We start from the raw sequence: 16954 nt of genomic DNA on the forward strand, positions 1-16954 counted from the left end.
CCGCCCTTTTCCGTCCTGCGGGGGAGGTCTATGAGGGCCCATGCGCAAGTCCTTGACTGACATCTACGAAGCCCGCGTCTATGCGGAAGAGCTGCGGGCCGATCCCGCGCAACATGCGGTGCTCGAGGATCTCGAGTCCATCCGCCAGTGGCTCGAGGCCCATCCCGAGCGCAAGCGCGGCCTCTTCGGCCTCTTTGCGGCCAAGGAGGAGCTGCCGAAGGGTCTCTATCTCTGGGGCGGCGTGGGCCGCGGCAAGTCGATGATCATGGATCTCTTCACCGAGGCGGTGGCGATCCCGATGAAGCGGCGCGTGCATTTCCATGCCTTCATGCAGGAGGTGCAGCAGGGGATGCACGAGGCCCGCAAGAAGGGCGTCGAGGATGCCCTCCAGCCGGTGGCGGACAAGGTGGCGGGGCAGGTGCGGCTTCTGGCCTTCGACGAGATGCAGATCACCGACATCACCGACGCGATGGTGGTGGGGCGGCTGTTCCAGAAGCTGTTCGAGCAGGGCGTGGTGATCGTGACCACCTCGAACCGTCCGCCCGAGGGGCTCTACGAGAACGGGCTGAACCGCGAGGTCTTCCTGCCCTTCATCGACCTCCTGCGCGAGCGGATGACGGTGATCGAGCTGGAAAGCCCGACCGACTACCGCCAGCACCGGCTGCAGGGGGCGCAGGTCTTCTTCCATCCGGCGCGCAAGGCCGAGCAGGCGATCGCGCGGATCTGGACCGATCTGACGGGCGGCGACCGCGGCCATCCGATGCGGCTGCCGGTGAACGGGCGGACGGTCGAGATTCCATGCTTCGCGAATGGCGTGGGCCGCGCGACCTTCTGGGATCTCTGCGCCCGCCCGCTGGGGCCGGCCGATTTCCTCGCCATCGCCGAGGCCTGCCGGGTGCTGATCCTCGAGGACATCCCCCGGCTTTCGGCGGAAAACTACAACGAGGCCAAGCGGTTCGTGACCCTGATCGATGCGCTCTACGAGGCGCGGGTCCGGCTGATCGCCTCGGCCGCCGACGAGCCCGAGCGGCTCTATATCGAAGGCGAAGGGTCGTTCGAATTCGAACGGACGGCGAGCCGCCTGCGCGAGATGCAATCGGCCGACTGGGCGAACTGAGCCGGGAGCACCCGCTCGGACCGCGCTGTCGGGCGGGGCGGAACCGGCATGTCCGAACATCGACGGCGGCGCGGGCAGGGATGGCTCGCCTCGCCGCCCGGAGCGGGTCCGGAGAGGTCGGGGGTCGCGGACGCGCGGCTTCGGATCCTTGGTCCCGTGCAGAGCGGACGCCCGGCCCGCCGCGCTCAGGCGCGGATCTCGTCCTCACCGTAGCCCTGCACGAAGAGCAGCGCGGTCAGGTCGCCGTGGTTGATGCGGATATCGCATTCGGCGGCCACCACGGGCTTGGCATGCAGGGCCACGCCCGCGCCCGCCCGCTTCAGCATCCCGAGGTCGTTCGCCCCGTCGCCCACCGCCATGGCTTCCGCGACCTCGATCCCCAGCCGGGCGCAGATCTCCTCCAGCGCCGCGAGCTTGGCCTCGCGTCCGAGGATCGGCTCGGCCACCGTGCCGGTCAGCGCGCCCTGGGCCACATGGAGGATGTTCGCGCGGTGCTCGTCGAAGCCGAGGCCCGCCGCCACCTTCTCGGTGAAGGCGGTGAAGCCGCCCGAGACCAGCGCCGCGCGTGCGCCATGGGCCTTCATCGTCTGCACCAGCGCGCGGCCGCCGGGCATGTACTGGATCCGCGTCTCGAACACCCGGTCGATCACCGAGGCGGAGAGGCCCTTCAGGAGCCCCACCCGCTCGCGCAGCGCCGACTCGAAGTTCAGCTCGCCATTCATCGCCCGCCGGGTGATGCCTGCGACATATTCGCCGACGCCCGCCTCGTCGGCCAGCTCGTCGATACATTCCTGCCGGATCATCGTCGAATCCATGTCCGCCAGAAGCAGCTTCTTGCGCCGTCCTTCGGCGGGGACGACCGCGAGGTCGACCTTCAGCGCCTGCAGATCCTCCCAGACCTGCCAGCGGTTCGAAGGCATTGCAGAGACGGGAAATTCCGCCGCCACCCCCGGTTGCAGCCAACGCGCGTCGCCGCCGCCCCAGGCGTTGCGGAGCGACTCGACGGTGGTCCGCTCGAGCCCCGGCGCGGCGGGGTTGGTCATGAGGACGGCAACGAACATCGCACTCTCCCAAGGTCGCTTTTTCAAGATCGAGCGCCGCTCTAGGACAATTCTTTTCCTTGCGCCAGAGCCTGCCGGGGCGTAATGGCGACAGCGGGACACCTCTCCCCAACGAGAGGCATCTATCTGGAAGGGTAACATGTCTGATCTGCAGACCCCGGCCGCGCGGCCGGCCAATCCGCGCTTCTCTTCTGGCCCCTGCGCCAAGATTCCCGCCTATTCGCTGGACCTTCTGTCGGACGCGCCGCTGGGCCGTTCGCACCGTGCCGCCGTCGGCAAGGCCAAGCTGAAAGAGGCGATCGACCTCACCCGCGAGATCCTCGGCGTGCCCGAAGGCTACCGCATCGGCATCGTCCCCGGTTCGGATACCGGCGCGGTCGAGATGGCGATGTGGTCGCTGCTGGGCGCGCGCCCCGTCGAGATGCTGGCCTGGGAAAGCTTCGGCGAGGGCTGGGTCACCGACGCGGTGAAGCAGCTGAAACTCGACGCGACCGTGCGCAAGGCGCCCTATGGCGAGATCGTCGATCTGGCACAGGTCGATTTCACCCGGGACGTGGTCTTCACCTGGAACGGCACCACCAGCGGAGTGCGCCTGCCCAACGGCGATGCGATCCCGGCTGACCGCGAAGGTCTCACCATCTGCGACGCCACCTCGGCGGCCTTCGCCATGGACCTGCCCTGGGACAAGCTCGATGTCGTGACCTTCTCCTGGCAGAAGGTGCTGGGCGGCGAGGGCGGCCACGGCATGCTGATCCTCAGCCCCCGCGCGGTCGAGCGGCTGGAAAGCTATACGCCCGCCTGGCCGATGCCGAAGATCTTCCGCATGACCAAGGGCGGCAAGCTGATCGAGGGCATCTTCCAGGGCGAGACGATCAACACGCCCTCGATGCTCGCGGTCGAGGATTACCTCGTCTCGCTCAAGTGGGCGCAACGGATCGGCGGACTCAAGGCGCTGGTCGCCCGCGCGGAAGCGAACTCGAAGGTCGTGGCCGAATTCGTCGCGGCGCATGACTGGATCGCGAACCTCGCCGTCGATCCCGCGACCGCCTCGACCACCTCGGTCTGCCTGAAATTCACCGATCCGCGCATCGCGGACGGCGCGGCCTTCGCCAAGGCGGTGGCCAAGCGGCTCGAGAAGGAGGGCGTGGCCCTCGACGTGGGCGCCTATCGCGATGCGCCTGCGGGCCTCAGGATCTGGTGCGGCTCGACCGTCGAGACGGCCGATGTTGCGGCGCTGATGCCCTGGATCGAATGGGCCTTCGAGGCCGAGATCGCGGCGCTCGCCAAGGCCGCCTGAGCCGGACGCTCTCTGACCACCGTTTCGGGGCGGGGCACCTCTGCCCCGTCCGCTGATCCCCTACCGACAGGATGCCCGACATGGCCCCCCGCGTTCTCGTTTCCGACGAACTCTCCGAAACCGCCGTCCAGATCTTCCGCGACCGTGGCGTCGAGGTCGACTACATGCCGAAACTCGGCAAGGACAAGGAAAAGCTGGCCGAGATCATCGGCCAGTATGACGGCCTCGCGATCCGTTCGGCCACCAAGGTGACCGAGAAGCTGCTCGAGCAGGCCACCAACCTCAAGGTCATCGGCCGCGCCGGCATCGGGGTCGACAACGTCGACATCCCGGCCGCCTCGCGCAAGGGCGTGATCGTGATGAACACGCCCTTCGGCAATTCGATCACCACCGCCGAACATGCCATCGCGATGATGTTCGCCTGCGCCCGGCAGCTGCCCGAGGCCAATGCCTCGACCCATGCCGGCAAGTGGGAGAAGTCGCGCTTCATGGGGGTCGAGCTCTTCAACAAGACGCTCGGCGTGATCGGCGCGGGCAACATCGGCGGCATCGTCTGCGACCGCGCGCTGGGGCTCTCGATGAAGGTCGTGGCCTACGATCCCTTCCTGTCGGAAGAGCGCGCCAAGGCGCTCGGCGTGACCAAGGTCGAGCTCGACGAGCTGCTGGCGCGCGCCGATTTCATCACGCTCCATGTGCCGCTGACCGACAAGACCCGCAACATCCTGTCGGCCGAGGCTCTGGCCAAGACCAAGAAGGGCGTGCGGATCATCAACTGCGCCCGCGGCGGTCTGGTGGACGAGAAGGCGCTGGCCGAGGCAATCAAGTCGGGCCATGTGGCCGGCGCCGCCTTCGACGTGTTCGAGGTCGAGCCCGCGTCCGAGAGCCCGCTCTTCAACCTGCCGAACGTGGTCGTGACGCCGCACCTCGGCGCCTCCACGACGGAAGCGCAGGAGAATGTGGCGCTTCAGGTGGCCGAGCAGATGTCGGACTATCTGCTGACGGGCGCGGTGCAGAACGCGCTCAACATGCCGTCGGTCACGGCGGAAGAGGCCGCGGTCATGGGCCCGTGGGTCAAGCTCGCCGGCCATCTCGGCGCCTTCGTGGGCCAGATGACGGACGAGCCGATCAAGGCGATCAACGTGCTCTATGACGGGGCCGTGGGCGAGATGAACCTCGCCGCGCTGAACTGCGCCACCATCGCGGGCATCATGAAGGCCACCAACCCGGACGTGAACCTTGTCTCGGCCCCGGTCGTCGCCAAGGAGCGCGGGATCCAGATCTCGACCACCACGCAGGCCAAGTCGGGCGCTTTCGATGCCTACATCAAGCTGACGGTCGTGACCGACAAGCGCGAGCGGTCGGTGGCGGGCACCTGCTTCTCGGACGGCAAGCCGCGCTTCATCCAGATCAAGGGCATCAACATCGACGCCGAGGTCGGCCGCCACATGCTCTACACCACGAACGAGGACGTGCCGGGCATCATCGGCCTGCTCGGCATGACCATGGGCAAGAACGGCGTCAACATCGCGAACTTCCCCCTCGGCCGGACCTCGGTCGGGCAGGAGGCCATCGCGATCCTCTACCTCGATCAGGCAATCGATCCGAAGGTGGTGGAGACGCTGGAATCCACCGGCCTCTTCCAGCAGGTGAAGCCGCTCGAATTCGACGTGGCCTGACACCTCCTTCGGCTGCCCTTCCGGTTTCCGGTCAGGGCGCATAAGGTGCGGAGGTCCGGCGCGGCCGGGCCTCCTGTCATTTTCGGAAGGACCGAGATGCGAAGCTACGCCATCGGCGACATCCACGGACATCTGTCGCTCCTGCAGGAGATCCACGACCGGATCGCCGCAGACCGCCGGCGGACCGGGGACGACGAGGCGCCTGTCGTGCATATCGGCGATCTGGTCGACCGCGGGCCGGACAGCCGCGGTGTCGTGGAATATCTGCGGCAGGGGATCGAGCAGGGCGAGAACTGGGTGGTGCTGAAGGGCAACCACGACCGGATGTTCGCAGGCTTCCTGCGCGATCCGGCCCATCAGGATCCCGGCCTGCGCGGCGATCTTTCGTGGCTCCATCCGCGGCTGGGCGGCGGGCCGACGCTCGAATCCTACGGCGTGGCCCATGCCGCCGACCGCCCCGTGGCCGTCGTCCACCGCGAGGCGACCGCTCTGGTTCCGGCCGAGCATCTGGCCTTCATCGAGGCGCTGCCCACGCTCTACCGTCACGGCGAGGCGATTTTCGCCCATGCGGGCATCCGCCCGGGGGTGCCGCTTGCCGATCAGACCGAGGACGATCTCGTCTGGATCCGCGAGCCCTTCCTGTCCGATCCGCGCGATCATGGCGTGCTCGTCGTTCATGGCCACACGGCCATCGATGCCGTGACCCATTACGGCAACCGGTTGAACCTCGACAGCGGCGCGGCCTATGGCGGGCCGCTCTCGGCCGTGGTGATCGAGGGTCGCTCGGTCTGGCAACTGGGCCCCGAGGGGCGCCGCCCCATCGCCTGAGTCCTCTTTCCGACGTAACGTCACCGGCGCGGCCGCCGGATCGGCGGCTATGGTGCGGCCATCCAGAGAGAAAGGCCGCGCCATGTCCGACATCCTCGTCCTCTCCGCCGTCCGCACCGCCATCGGCGGCTTCGGCGGCGCACTCGCCGCGGTGCCGCCGGGCGATCTCGCCACCACCGTCACCCGCGCCGCGCTGGAGCGCGCGGGCGTGGAGCCCGGCCGCGTGGGTCATGTGGTCTTCGGCCATGTCATCAACACCGAGCCGCGCGACATGTATCTCTCGCGCGTGGCAGCGATGCAGGCGGGCATCCCGTCAGAAGTGCCGGCGATGAACGTGAACCGGCTCTGCGGCTCTGGCGTACAGGCCATCGTCTCGGCCATGCAGGCGCTGATGCTGGGCGATGCCGAGGTGGCGCTGGCGGGCGGCGCGGAATCGATGAGCCGCGCGCCCTATGCGCTGACGGCCGCGCGCTGGGGCCAGAAGATGGGCGACACGCGCGCGCTCGACATGATGACGGGGGCGCTGAACTGCCCCTTCGGCACCGGCCACATGGGCATCACCGCCGAGATCGTGGCCGAGCGGCACGGCATCAGCCGCGAGGATCAGGACGCTTTCGCGCTGGAAAGCCAGACCCGGACCGCCCGCGCGCAGGAGGAGGGCCGCTTCGACGGCCAGATCGTTCCGGTGGAAGTGGCCTCGCGGAAGGGGCCGGTCTCCTTCGCCCGCGACGAGCATCCCAAGGCCACCACGCTCGAGGCGCTCGCGGGGCTGCGTCCCGCCTTCCAGAAGGGCGGCACCGTGACCGCGGGCAATGCGAGCGGCATCAACGACGGGGCGGGGGCGCTGATCCTCGCGCGCGAGGGGGCGGTGCCCGGCGCGCGGCCGCTCGGCCGGCTGATCGGCTATGCCCATGCGGGCGTCGATCCCGAGGTGATGGGGCTGGGGCCGATCCCGGCGGTGAAGGCGCTCTGTGCGCGCACCGGCCTCTCGGTCGCGGATTTCGACGTGATCGAGTCGAACGAGGCCTTCGCGGCGCAGGCGCTGGCCGTGTCGCGTGCGCTCGACTTCGATCCGGCCAGGGTCAATCCGAACGGCGGCGCCATCGCGCTCGGCCATCCGGTCGGCGCCACCGGGGCGATCATCACGGTGAAGGCGCTCCACGAGCTGCACCGGACAGGCGGGCGCCGCGCCCTCGTCACCATGTGCATCGGCGGCGGGCAGGGGATCGCGCTGGCGCTCGAGCGGGTCTGACCTCGCCCTAGCGCAGTCGCACGGCGGTCCGGGCCGAGCGGCCGTCCGCGTCGATCACCGAAAGGGTGAGGAACCCCGCCGGCAGGTCGAGCATCGTCTCGCGCCCGCCCAGCGAGACCGCGACCGGCGCCCCGTTCGCAAGCCAGGTGAAGGGGGCGGTCCCGCCCTCGACCTTCACCTTCAGCCCGCCCCGCAGCCGCTCGACCTCGGCCCCGTCGGGCGGGAAGGCCACCTGTGGCCCGCCCGTGGTCTGAAAGGCCGCCAGCCGCGAGCGGAACCGGCGGAGCGGCTGCGGCAGCTCGGCATTGCTCACGGTCAGGGCCGTCCGCGGCGGGGGCGGCAGCGGATCCAGCGCGGGCTTCAGCCGGGCGAAGGCGCGGAACAGCACCGGCGCCGCGAGATCGGCCCCGAAGACGCCCGGCACCGGCGTGCCGTCGGCCCGCCCGAGCCAGATCCCCACCACATGCTGCCCGTCGAAGCCCACCGCCCAGGCGTCGCGGTGGCCGTAGCTCGTGCCGGTCTTGTAGGCCAGCCGGTTCGCCGGCGCGCCGGGCGGCGGCGCCATGCCCGACAGGATGTCCGCCACCTGCCAAGCCGAGACCTCGGACAGGAGCCGCCGCCCCGGCGCACCTTCGCCCTCGACATGGAGCGGCAGCACCACCCCGCCGCGGGCCAGCGCCGCATAGAGCTGGACCATGTCGGACAGGGTGACGCCCACGCCTCCCAGCGCCACGGCGAGGCCCGGCTGCCCGCCCGGCAGCACCGGCTTCACCCCCGCCTGCTCCAGCGCGGAGAGAAGCCGCGCCGGCCCCAGCGCATCGGTCAGGGCGACCGCGGGCAGGTTCAGCGACATCTGCAACGCCTCGCGCGCGCGGATCTCGCCGCGGAAGATCCGGTCGAAGTTCTGCGGCCGGTAGCCCGCGAAATCCATCGGCCGGTCGTCGAGCAGCGTCTCGGGATGGGCGAGCCCCTCGTCGAAGGCAAGCCCGTAGATCAGGGGCTTGAGTAGCGAACCGGGGCTGCGCAGCGCCACCGTCATGTCGAGAAAGCCCTGCCGCCGGTCGGCGCGATAGGCCGCCGATCCGACCGAGGCCAGGATCTCGCCAGAGCGGTGATCGGCCACCAGCATCGCCACCTGAAGCCGCTCGCCCCGCGCCTCGACCGTCTCGGTGGCCAGCGCCTCGAGCCGCTTCTGGAGGGCCGCGTCGAGCGTCAGCCGGTGGGTCTGGCGCAGCGGATCGGCCTTCGTCACCCGGTCGGCCAGATGCGGGGCCACGGCGGGAAAGGGCTTGCGCGCGCGTGGCACCGGCTCCTGCAGGGCGGCCTCGGCGCGCTCGGCCTCGATCACCCCCGCCCGGACGGCACGGGCGAGGACGCGGGCCCGCGCGGCCTCGGCCCGCTCCGGGTGGCGGTCGGGCCGCCGCCCCTCGGGCGATTGCGGGATGGCGACCAGAAGCGCCGCCTCGGCTGCGGTCAGCCGGGCAGGCTCCTTGCCGAGGTAGGAGATCGATGCCGCCCGGATCCCCTCGAGGTTGCCGCCATAGGGCGCCAGTCGGAGGTAGAGCGACAGGATCTCCTCCTTCGAGAGGCGCCGCTCGAGCGCCAGCGCCACGCGCATCTGCCGCAGCTTGCCCGCCACCCGGCCCGTGCCGCTTTCCTCGAGGAGCCGCGCCACCTGCATGGTGAGGGTCGAGCCGCCCGAGACCACCTGACCGTAGCGCAGCGCCTGCAGCGCCGCCCGCGTCAGTGCGAGCGGATCGATGCCGCCGTGGTCGTGGAAACGGCCGTCCTCGTAGGCCACGAGCATCTTCAGGAACAGGGGATCGACCGGCCCCGGCTCCAGCCGCCAGCGGCCGTCGGCGACGGTATAGGCCCGCAGGAGCGTGCCGTCGCGCGCCTCGACCTCGACCGAGGTCGAGAGCGCCAAGGGCGGCATTCCGGTCGCAGAAATGAAGCGGTCGACCCCGTCGCGGGCGGCGGCGGCGAGGAACAATCCCGCCGCCGCCGCAAACAGCCACCGTGCCCGGATCATGGGGTGACGGTCACGCGGCCCGCCCCGGTCCAGGCGCGGAACTCGGGCCGATACATGTCCTCGACCGAGGCGGCCGGATGGTGGAACGTGCCCGGCGAGACGGCGCGCACGATATAGGCCAGCCGGAAGGCCTCGCCGTCATAGCGGTCGAGCGCGGCCAGGAAGCGGTCCTGCCGGAACTCGGCATGGGCCACGCTCTCGACCGGGGCGAGCCAGTCGAGCGCATCGACCTGCCCGCCCCGCATCAGGTTCGGGTTGTCGATCTCGAAGCCCGCGGGCAGCGGGTCGTTGACCATGAGCCGCCCTTCGCCATTGCCGAAGGGCGTCACCTCCAGCCCCGCGACCAGCCGCGTGCCCGCCGCGACCGAGGCCGGATCGGCGGCCTCGCCCTCCATCGTGTAGTAGCTCCGCGCGATGGCATAGCCGTTGCCGCCCGCGGGCTCGGGCTCGGAGGGCACGCCGGTGGCGGTGACCGTCAGCACCTGCGGCCCGCCCGCATTGGTGACCGCCACCGCCGGATCGCCGTCGTGCAGCAGCCGGACAAGCGGCCCGGTCGCGGGGGTGCCGTCGATGGCGATCCCCTCCAGATCCGGCCTGTCGATCAGCGCGTTGGTGGCAAGCAGCGTCCAGACGGCCTCCTGCGTCGAGAGCGTGCCGGTGCGTGCGGCGAGCGAGGTGGTCACCGCCTCGCGGTCCACCGCCTGCGAGCCTGCCTCGGCCGCGAGCGTGAGCACGGTCGCCGCATCGCGGTAGGCGGTGCCATAGTCGGCGCGGAACACCTGCTGCGACTGGGCCGCGAGCGACCCGTTCAGCCGCGCGGCCGCCTTGCGGAACATCGCATCCGCCCGCAGCTGATCGCCGTAGCTGGCCAGCGCCGCCCCGAGCTGGGCCTGCGCCGCGGGCGTGGAGAAGGCATCCGCCTTCACATCCGCATAGTAGCGCAGGTCGCCGATGGCGGCCGCCCCCTCGCGCGCGAGAACCATCAGGGCATAGGCCAGCGCCTCGCCGCCCTCGTCGAAATCGGCCGAGTAGTTCACCTGGTTGCGGAGGTTGTCGAGCGCCCGGCGCATCGCCAGCTCCGGCACCTTGTGCCCCTGCGCCTTCGCCCGCGACAGGAAGTCGGTGACATAGGCGTCGAGCCAGAAGTCGCCCGACTGCGCCTGCCAGAGGCCGAAGGCCCCCTCGGCGGTCTGGTTGGTCAGCACCTCGTCGATGGCCTGCCCGATCCGCACCGACATGTCCTCGGTGCCGGGCAGGTCGAGCGCTTGGGCCACGCCGCTCAGATAGAGGAGCGGCAGCGCCCGCGAGGTGATCTGCTCGGTGCAGCCGTAGGGATAGCGGTCGAGGCTGGCCAGCAGCCCCGCGGTATCGAGCCGCGCAATCGGGCCGATGGCCATGGTCGCGCGCCCCGTGCCGGGCACGAAGCCCGCGAACAGATTGTCGTCCAGCGTGAAGGTCTGGCCGCCCTCCAGCGTCAGCCGGTCGCGCCGCGCGATCTCGGGGTCGTTCACCTCTACCGGCACGACGAGCCGCTTGGTCAGCTGCTTGCCGTCCGGCGTGGTGAGCGAGACCTCGATCTGCTGCAGGCCCGTCCGGTCGGCCGAGACGGGCACCTCGATCCGCGCGCGGCCCTTTTCGGCCAGATCGAGGCCCGAGGGCACCGATCCGACCGTGAGGCCCGGCGAGGAGACATCGAGGCTCACTCGGCCGGCGGGGCCGGTCGCATGGGCGATCTCGAGCAGCAGGCGGCTCTGGTCGCCGGGCGCGAGGAAGCGCGGCAGGCTCGCCGTCACCACCACCGGGTCGCGCACCAGCACGTCCTGCTCGGCATGGCCGACGCCGGTCTTCGACCAGACGACCGCCATCACCCGCACCGTGCCGTTGAAGCCGGGCAGATCGAAGGTGGCGCGGGCGAGACCGTCGGGCCCCACCTCGACGGGGCCGGAGAAGAAGGCCACCAGCTCTTCCGTGGGAGGCGGGGCCTGCGTCTGCGCCCGCCCGCCGTCGCCGCCCGACCGCACCGAGCCCTGCGCGCCGTTCATCCCGTCGATCAGCCGTCCATAGAGGTCGCGGATGCCGACGCCGAGTTTCCTCTGCCCGAAGTAATGGTCCTCCGGGTCGGGCGTCTCGAAGCCGGTGAGGTTCAGGATCCCCACATCGACCGCGGCAAGGGTGGCATAGGCCGTCTCGCCCGGCTCCGCGCCCTCGACCTTCACCGCGACCTCCAGGGGCGCGCGGGGCGCGGCCTCGGGGGCGGTCTCGATGCGGGCCGCGAGCTTCTTCTCGCCCGGATCGATGGCGGCATGGGCGAGGCCCAGCGCGCGGGTCGGGTTGCGCCCCGCCGCCACATCCATGGGCCGCAGGAGCGTGGCCGTCACATAGACGCCCGTCCCCCACTCGTCCGTCACCGGCAGCTCGACCAGCGTCTCGCCCTCGCCGACCTCGACGGCCTTCATCGCGATCAGCCGGTTCGAGAGCACGGTCACCAGCGCCTTGCCGGGAGCGCGCGGCACGATCCGCAGCTCTGCCGTCTCGCCGGGCCGATAGGCGGGCTTGTCGAGCGACAGCTCCAGCGTGTCGGGCGTGGCGGTCACGTCGGCGGGCGCATACCAGCCGGCGTAGAAGCTCGTCGAGCTGGCGGCCTGGCGGCCGTCGCTGCGCTCGACGACGAGTTCATACTGACCCCAGTCCACCGGCGCGCCGATCTCGACCGGAGCGGTGCCGAGCTCCGCCTCGCCCTCGGCCACGGGCGTCCTGGTCTCGACCGGCTCCCAGGCCCAGTTGCCCCATTGCTGATACCATTGATAGTCGGTCTCGATCCGGTTCAGCGTCCAGCGCACCTGCATCGGCACGGGCGTCTCCTCGGGGCCCACGCCCACCAGCGCGAAGCGCGCGTCGGTGCCCTGCGCCGCCACCCCGTCGAAGAGCGGGCGGATGCCGATCATCGGCTCGGCGGGGCGCAGGCGGCGGGTGATCGTCCGCTCCACGGGCCGCCCCGATCCTTCCGAGACGCGGGTCGCAACGAGGATCTCGAGCGGGCGCGCCGGATCCTCGACCTGCGGCAGGTCGAGGGCGAAGCGCGCCTGCCCGGCCTCGTCGGTGCGCTGGCCGCCGAAGGAGGCGACCTGCGGATCGAAGCTCGCCGTCGAGCGGCCGAAGACATAGCCCGGGAAACCGGGCAGCCCCTCGGCCGCGCGCAGCAGCACCTCACCCTCGATGGCGAGATCCGCCCCCGGCGCGCCATAGAGGAAATTCGCCTCGACCGTCAGCTCGGGCACGTCGCCGAGCGCGATGGGCGCTTCGGGCAGGCTCGCCGTCACGTCGATCCGCTCGGGCAGGAAATCCTCGACCAGCACGGTCTTCGCGGCGAGCGGAGCCGCCTCGAGATCGGCCAGCACCTCGAGCCGCCAGACCCCCCGCGGCGCCGAGCCCGCGAGCGGCAGGTCGAACACATGGCCGCCCGCGCCGGTGCCCGAGGCCAGCGCGCGGGAATACTCCACCCCGTCGGGCCGCTTCAGGATCGCGGTCAGCGGCAGCCCCTCGATGGCCTCGGCCTCGCCGTCGCGGGCGAGCGCCAGCGCATGGATCGTCTCGCCCGCGCGATAGGCGCCGCGCTCGGTCGCGAGGAACACATCCACCGGCGGGGCGGGCTCGTGCCCCTCCACGCCCCGGTCGGACAGGTCGAATTCCGGATCGGTGAGGGACAGGAACGCTATGTCTGCCTCGCCCTCCTTCACCACCACCAAAGCGGGCTCGGCCGCCCCGGTGCCGCGCGTGAGGCCCGCATCGAAGTCGGCGAGGCCCTGATCGTCCGTCGTGGCCGTGCCCAGCACCGTATTGGCGCGCGACAGAAGCTCGACCGTGACCCCGGTCTTCGGCTCGGCCGATCCGAGGCTGCGCACGAAGACATGCAGCCCGTCCGTCCCCGACAGCGTGGTCACGCCGAGGTCCGAGATCACGAACCATTGCCAGGCGGCCGGATGCTCATAGACATCCTGCCCCGGGATCGCGGCCTTCAGCGCATAGATGCCCGCGGGCAGGCCCCGCAGCGGCTCCTCCATCGGCAGGCGGGTGGTCATGTCGCGATTGACCTCCATCGCCACCTCGCCGGTGCCGGTCCAGATCTCTTCGCCCACCTCGGCGGTGAACTGGTCGGCCTGCCACTGATCCAGCGGGCGGCCAAGGTAATCCTGCTGGATCGCCCTCAACAAGTTGCGGTCGGACACGCGGTAGACCGCCAGATCCAGCGTTTTCGCATTCACCGTCTCGACCGGGATCGCCGGCGCGCCGGCGCGCGGCAGCACATAAGCCCGGCTCGGGAAGCGCACCGAAGGTGCGCGGTCGCGGACATAGGCCGCGATCTGCACCGACTTGGCGAGCGTCTGGCCGTCAGCCGCGGGCAGCCCCTCGCGGAAGGTCAGCACATGGCGCGCCCCGTGCGCGACGCCGCCCACGCAGATCCGCCGGTCCTCGGTCTCGACCGTCAGCCCCGGCTCGCCGAGCTGCACATAGCTGGCGTAATCGATGCCGCTGTCGGCCAGCTTCTCCGAGAAGGTCACGCAGATCCGCGGCCGCACCCGGTCGGCCTCGACCGTATTCTCGGTGATGCGGAAACCGTATTTCCCCGCCGCCGTCTCGAGCAGCCCGGCCGTGTCGTCGCGCGGCTGGATCGACTGGGCGAGGCGCAGCGCCTGCACCATGTCGCGCCCGCGATCGACCGTCTCGGCCGAAAGCGCGAGTTCGACCAGCGCCGTGTGGCGCAGCGCGGGCGAGGCCGAGCGCAGATAGCCGTTGATCGCCGCCCGGAAGGCGCGGTCGCGCAGCGTGTCGCGGGCCGATGTGTCCGCCTCGCCCGCCGCCCGCAGCCGGCGCGCATATTCGATCCAGCTCTCGGCCCGGTCCGAGGCGCTGACGGCCGCGCCGGTGAAGTTCGCCGCCGCGACCCGGTCGCCCTGCGCTTCGGCGCGGGCGGCGCTCTGGAGATGCTCCTCGTCCGTGAAGCCGTTCACCGTATGCTCGTGACCGAGCCCTGCCGCCTGCTCCTTCGCGCGCGTGAGATCGTAATCCGACAGGAAGGCCAGATCCGAGGCGCGGGCGCGGGCCGTCTCCTGCCGCGCGGGATCCTCCGGCACCACCACGCCCGAGAACGCGCCCTGATAGGGCGCCGCATCGCCCGAAGCCGATTTCGGGAAGCACGAGCCGTTGCGCCCGTTGAAGGTGAAGGCGGTGCAGCCCGTCCGCGACAGGCAGGCGCGCTCGCAGCCATCGAGCGTCGTGTCGAGGAGGGTCGCCATGTCGCTGCCCGGCAGGTCGGTGTCCGCGCTCAGGACGACGCGGCGCTCGGGCAGCCAGTCCTGTGCCGCAGCCGCGAGCGGCAGCAGACCGAGCATCAGGACCGGCAGCAGGTGACGGATGCGCATGGGAAACTCCTCCGGAAGCCTTGGGCGGATGCTGTCACCGGCCTTCCGGGGAGGCAAGGATTCTCGGGGCGTTTCTGCGCGCGGGGCCGCTCGTGCTTAAGAAGAGATTCATTCTGCGGACGCAGGATGCGGCAGGTCTAGGCGGGACGGACGGATGGACATCGAGCAGAAGCTGGCCAAGGAGCGGCGGGCGCGACTGGCTGCCGAACGGCTGCTGGAATACAAGCAGCGTGAGCTCTTTGCCGCCAACGAGAAGCTCGCGATCCACGCCCGTGCCCTCTCGGATCAGATCATCGAGCAGCGCGCCGTGGTCAGGACGGCGCTCTCCGAGGCCGAGAAGCTGAAGGGGCAGAACAGCCGCTTCCTCTCCGAACTCGAACGCGCCCATACCGCCGCCGTCATGGCCGAGCGTCGGCTATGGGATTCGATCGACACGATCGAGGACGGGTTCGCTGTCTTCGACGCCCACCAGCGCCTCGTCGCCGCGAACGAGGCCTACCGCTGCCAGTTCGAGGGGCTCGAGGTGCGCCCGGGCATGGCGCTGGCCGACCTCTTGCAACTGGCCACCGCCCATGGGCTGATCGACCTGCGCGGCGAGCCCGCCGATCTGTGGCAGGAGCGCATGATCCGCCGCTGGGACGAGGATCCCGTCGAGCCCGAGATCGTGCGCCGCCGCACCGGCCAGTGGCTGCGGCTGGTGAACCGGCGCGCGCGCGACGGCGACATGGTGAGCCTGCTCATCGACATCACCGAGCAGATGCGGCTCCGCGCGGCCATCGACGCGATCCCCGACGGGTTCGTCCTCTTCGACCGGGCCGAGCGGCTGGTGCTCTGCAACGACCGTTACCGCGCGATCTATCCCCGCTCCGCCGAGGCCCTGCGGCCCGGCGTTCCGTTCGAGGAGATCCTGCGGCACGGGCTCGCGCATGGCCAGTTCCCGGAAGCCCTGGGCCGCGAGGAGGAGTGGCTGGCCGATCGTCTCGCGGCCTTCCGCCACCTCGGGGGCGCGGCCGAGCAGCAGCTCGACGACGGGCGCTGGCTGCGGGTGATCGAGCATGAGACCCCCGACGGCGGGCGCGTGGGCCTCGGCGTCGACATCACCGAGCTGAAGCGCCAGCAGGCCGCGCTCGAATCCGCCCGTGCCGCCGCCGAAGCCGCCAGCCGGGCGAAATCGGCCTTCCTCGCCAACATGAGCCACGAGATCCGCACGCCCATGAACGGCATCGTGGGCATGGCGGACCTCCTCTGCGAGACCGTGCTGACCGAGGATCAGCGCCTCTTCGCCGAGACCATCCGGTCGTCGGGCGAGGCGCTTCTCGTCATCATCAACGACATCCTCGACTATTCGAAGATCGAGGCGAACCGGCTGACGCTGCACCCCGAGCCCTTCGATTTCGAACGGACCATCCACGAGGTCGCCATGCTGCTCCAGCCCAAGGCGCGCGCCAAGGGGATCGACCTGCTCATCGATTTCGACATGTTCCTGCCCACGCGCTTCGTGGGCGACCCGGGGCGGCTGCGGCAGGTGCTGACGAACCTGATCGGCAATGCGGTCAAGTTCACGGCCGCCGGCCATGTGCTGATCCGCGTCGTGGGTCTCGAGGTCGCGCCCGGGCTTCACGACCTGCGCGTGACGGTCGAAGATACCGGGATCGGGATCGCGGCCGAGCATCTCGACCATGTGTTCGGCGAGTTCAACCAGATCGAGGCCGAGGCCACCCGCCGCTTCGAGGGCACCGGCCTCGGCCTCGCCATCCCCCGCCGCCTGATCGAGCTGATGCAGGGGGCGGTCTGGGTCGAGAGCGAGCCGGGGCGCGGCTCCTGTTTCGGCTTCCGCCTGACGCTGCCCGCCGCCGACGACGAGGCTGCCCCGCCGGTGCCGATCGAGGTGCATCGCGCGCTGGTGGTGGATGGCCAGTTCATCAACCGCACCATTCTCGAGCGCCAGCTCGCCCCGTGCGGGATCGCGGTCACGCTCTGCCGCTCGGGGATCGAGGCTCTGGCCGAACTGTCGGCGGATGCAGGCTATGACCTGCTTCTGACCGATCACGAGATGCCCGACCTCGACGGGCTTGCGCTGGCCCAGCGGGTGCGGGCCTGCGGCTTTTCCATGCCGATCCTTCTTCTGACCTCGAACCCTTCCGCCGTGCGCGACCATCCGGCCGAGGCGCTGCTGGCCGGAGTGCTGCAGAAGCCGCTCCTGCGCTCGGATCTCTACCGGCGCCTCCAGTCCCTGACCGCGCCGGCCGCCGCGCCGGACCGGCCGCCGCC

At 70.5% G+C, this 16954-nt stretch carries 9 protein-coding genes; 6 read left to right on the forward strand and 3 right to left on the reverse strand.

Features of this window, described 5'->3' with window-relative positions:
* Window positions 1-40 precede the first annotated feature (40 nt).
* Window positions 41-1117, forward strand: coding sequence for a cell division protein ZapE (gene zapE, locus A9O63_RS05475; RefSeq protein WP_069331020.1), 1077 nt, complete (start codon window positions 41-43; stop codon window positions 1115-1117).
* A 185-nt stretch (window positions 1118-1302) separates the two neighbouring features.
* Here zapE and serB read toward each other — a convergent pair whose 3' ends face one another.
* Entirely contained in the window at window positions 1303-2178 is an 876-nt protein-coding gene (gene serB, locus A9O63_RS05480; RefSeq protein WP_069331021.1) for a phosphoserine phosphatase SerB, read from the reverse strand.
* A 139-nt stretch (window positions 2179-2317) separates the two neighbouring features.
* Between serB and A9O63_RS05485 the strand changes: the two genes are divergently transcribed.
* The 4 genes from A9O63_RS05485 (at window position 2318) to A9O63_RS05500 (ending at window position 7231) form a co-directional block, all read left to right on the forward strand.
* Window positions 2318-3475, forward strand: coding sequence for a phosphoserine transaminase (locus A9O63_RS05485; RefSeq protein ID WP_069331022.1), 1158 nt, complete (start codon window positions 2318-2320; stop codon window positions 3473-3475).
* Between the two features lie 80 nt (window positions 3476-3555).
* Window positions 3556-5151 carry a phosphoglycerate dehydrogenase gene (gene serA / locus A9O63_RS05490; RefSeq protein ID WP_069331023.1) on the forward strand — a complete coding sequence of 532 codons (1596 nt, stop codon included), beginning with the start codon at window positions 3556-3558 and terminating at the stop codon, window positions 5149-5151.
* Window positions 5152-5247: 96 nt separating this feature from the next.
* A complete protein-coding gene (locus A9O63_RS05495) occupies window positions 5248-5979 on the forward strand; it encodes a metallophosphoesterase family protein (RefSeq protein WP_069331024.1) in 732 nt (243 codons plus the stop codon).
* Window positions 5980-6061: 82 nt separating this feature from the next.
* On the forward strand, window positions 6062-7231 hold the full coding sequence (locus A9O63_RS05500; protein WP_084295639.1) for an acetyl-CoA C-acyltransferase family protein: 1170 nt from the start codon (window positions 6062-6064) through the stop codon (window positions 7229-7231).
* A 7-nt stretch (window positions 7232-7238) separates the two neighbouring features.
* Here A9O63_RS05500 and pbpC read toward each other — a convergent pair whose 3' ends face one another.
* Both pbpC and A9O63_RS05510 read right to left on the reverse strand, forming a co-directional pair.
* Window positions 7239-9263, reverse strand: a complete 2025-nt coding sequence (pbpC, locus tag A9O63_RS05505) for a penicillin-binding protein 1C (protein WP_069331026.1) — start codon at window positions 9261-9263, stop codon at window positions 7239-7241.
* A complete protein-coding gene (locus A9O63_RS05510; RefSeq protein WP_069331027.1) occupies window positions 9260-14683 on the reverse strand; it encodes an alpha-2-macroglobulin family protein in 5424 nt (1807 codons plus the stop codon). The genes pbpC and A9O63_RS05510 overlap by 4 nt, the downstream gene beginning before the upstream one ends.
* 154 nt (window positions 14684-14837) lie before the next feature.
* Between A9O63_RS05510 and A9O63_RS05515 the strand changes: the two genes are divergently transcribed.
* Window positions 14838-16954: hybrid sensor histidine kinase/response regulator (locus A9O63_RS05515; protein WP_069331028.1), on the forward strand; the 2117-nt coding region annotated here is incomplete at its 3' end.

Origin of the sequence: Cereibacter johrii, from assembly GCF_001720585.1 — a bacterium.
GTDB lineage: Bacteria > Pseudomonadota > Alphaproteobacteria > Rhodobacterales > Rhodobacteraceae > Cereibacter_A > Cereibacter_A johrii.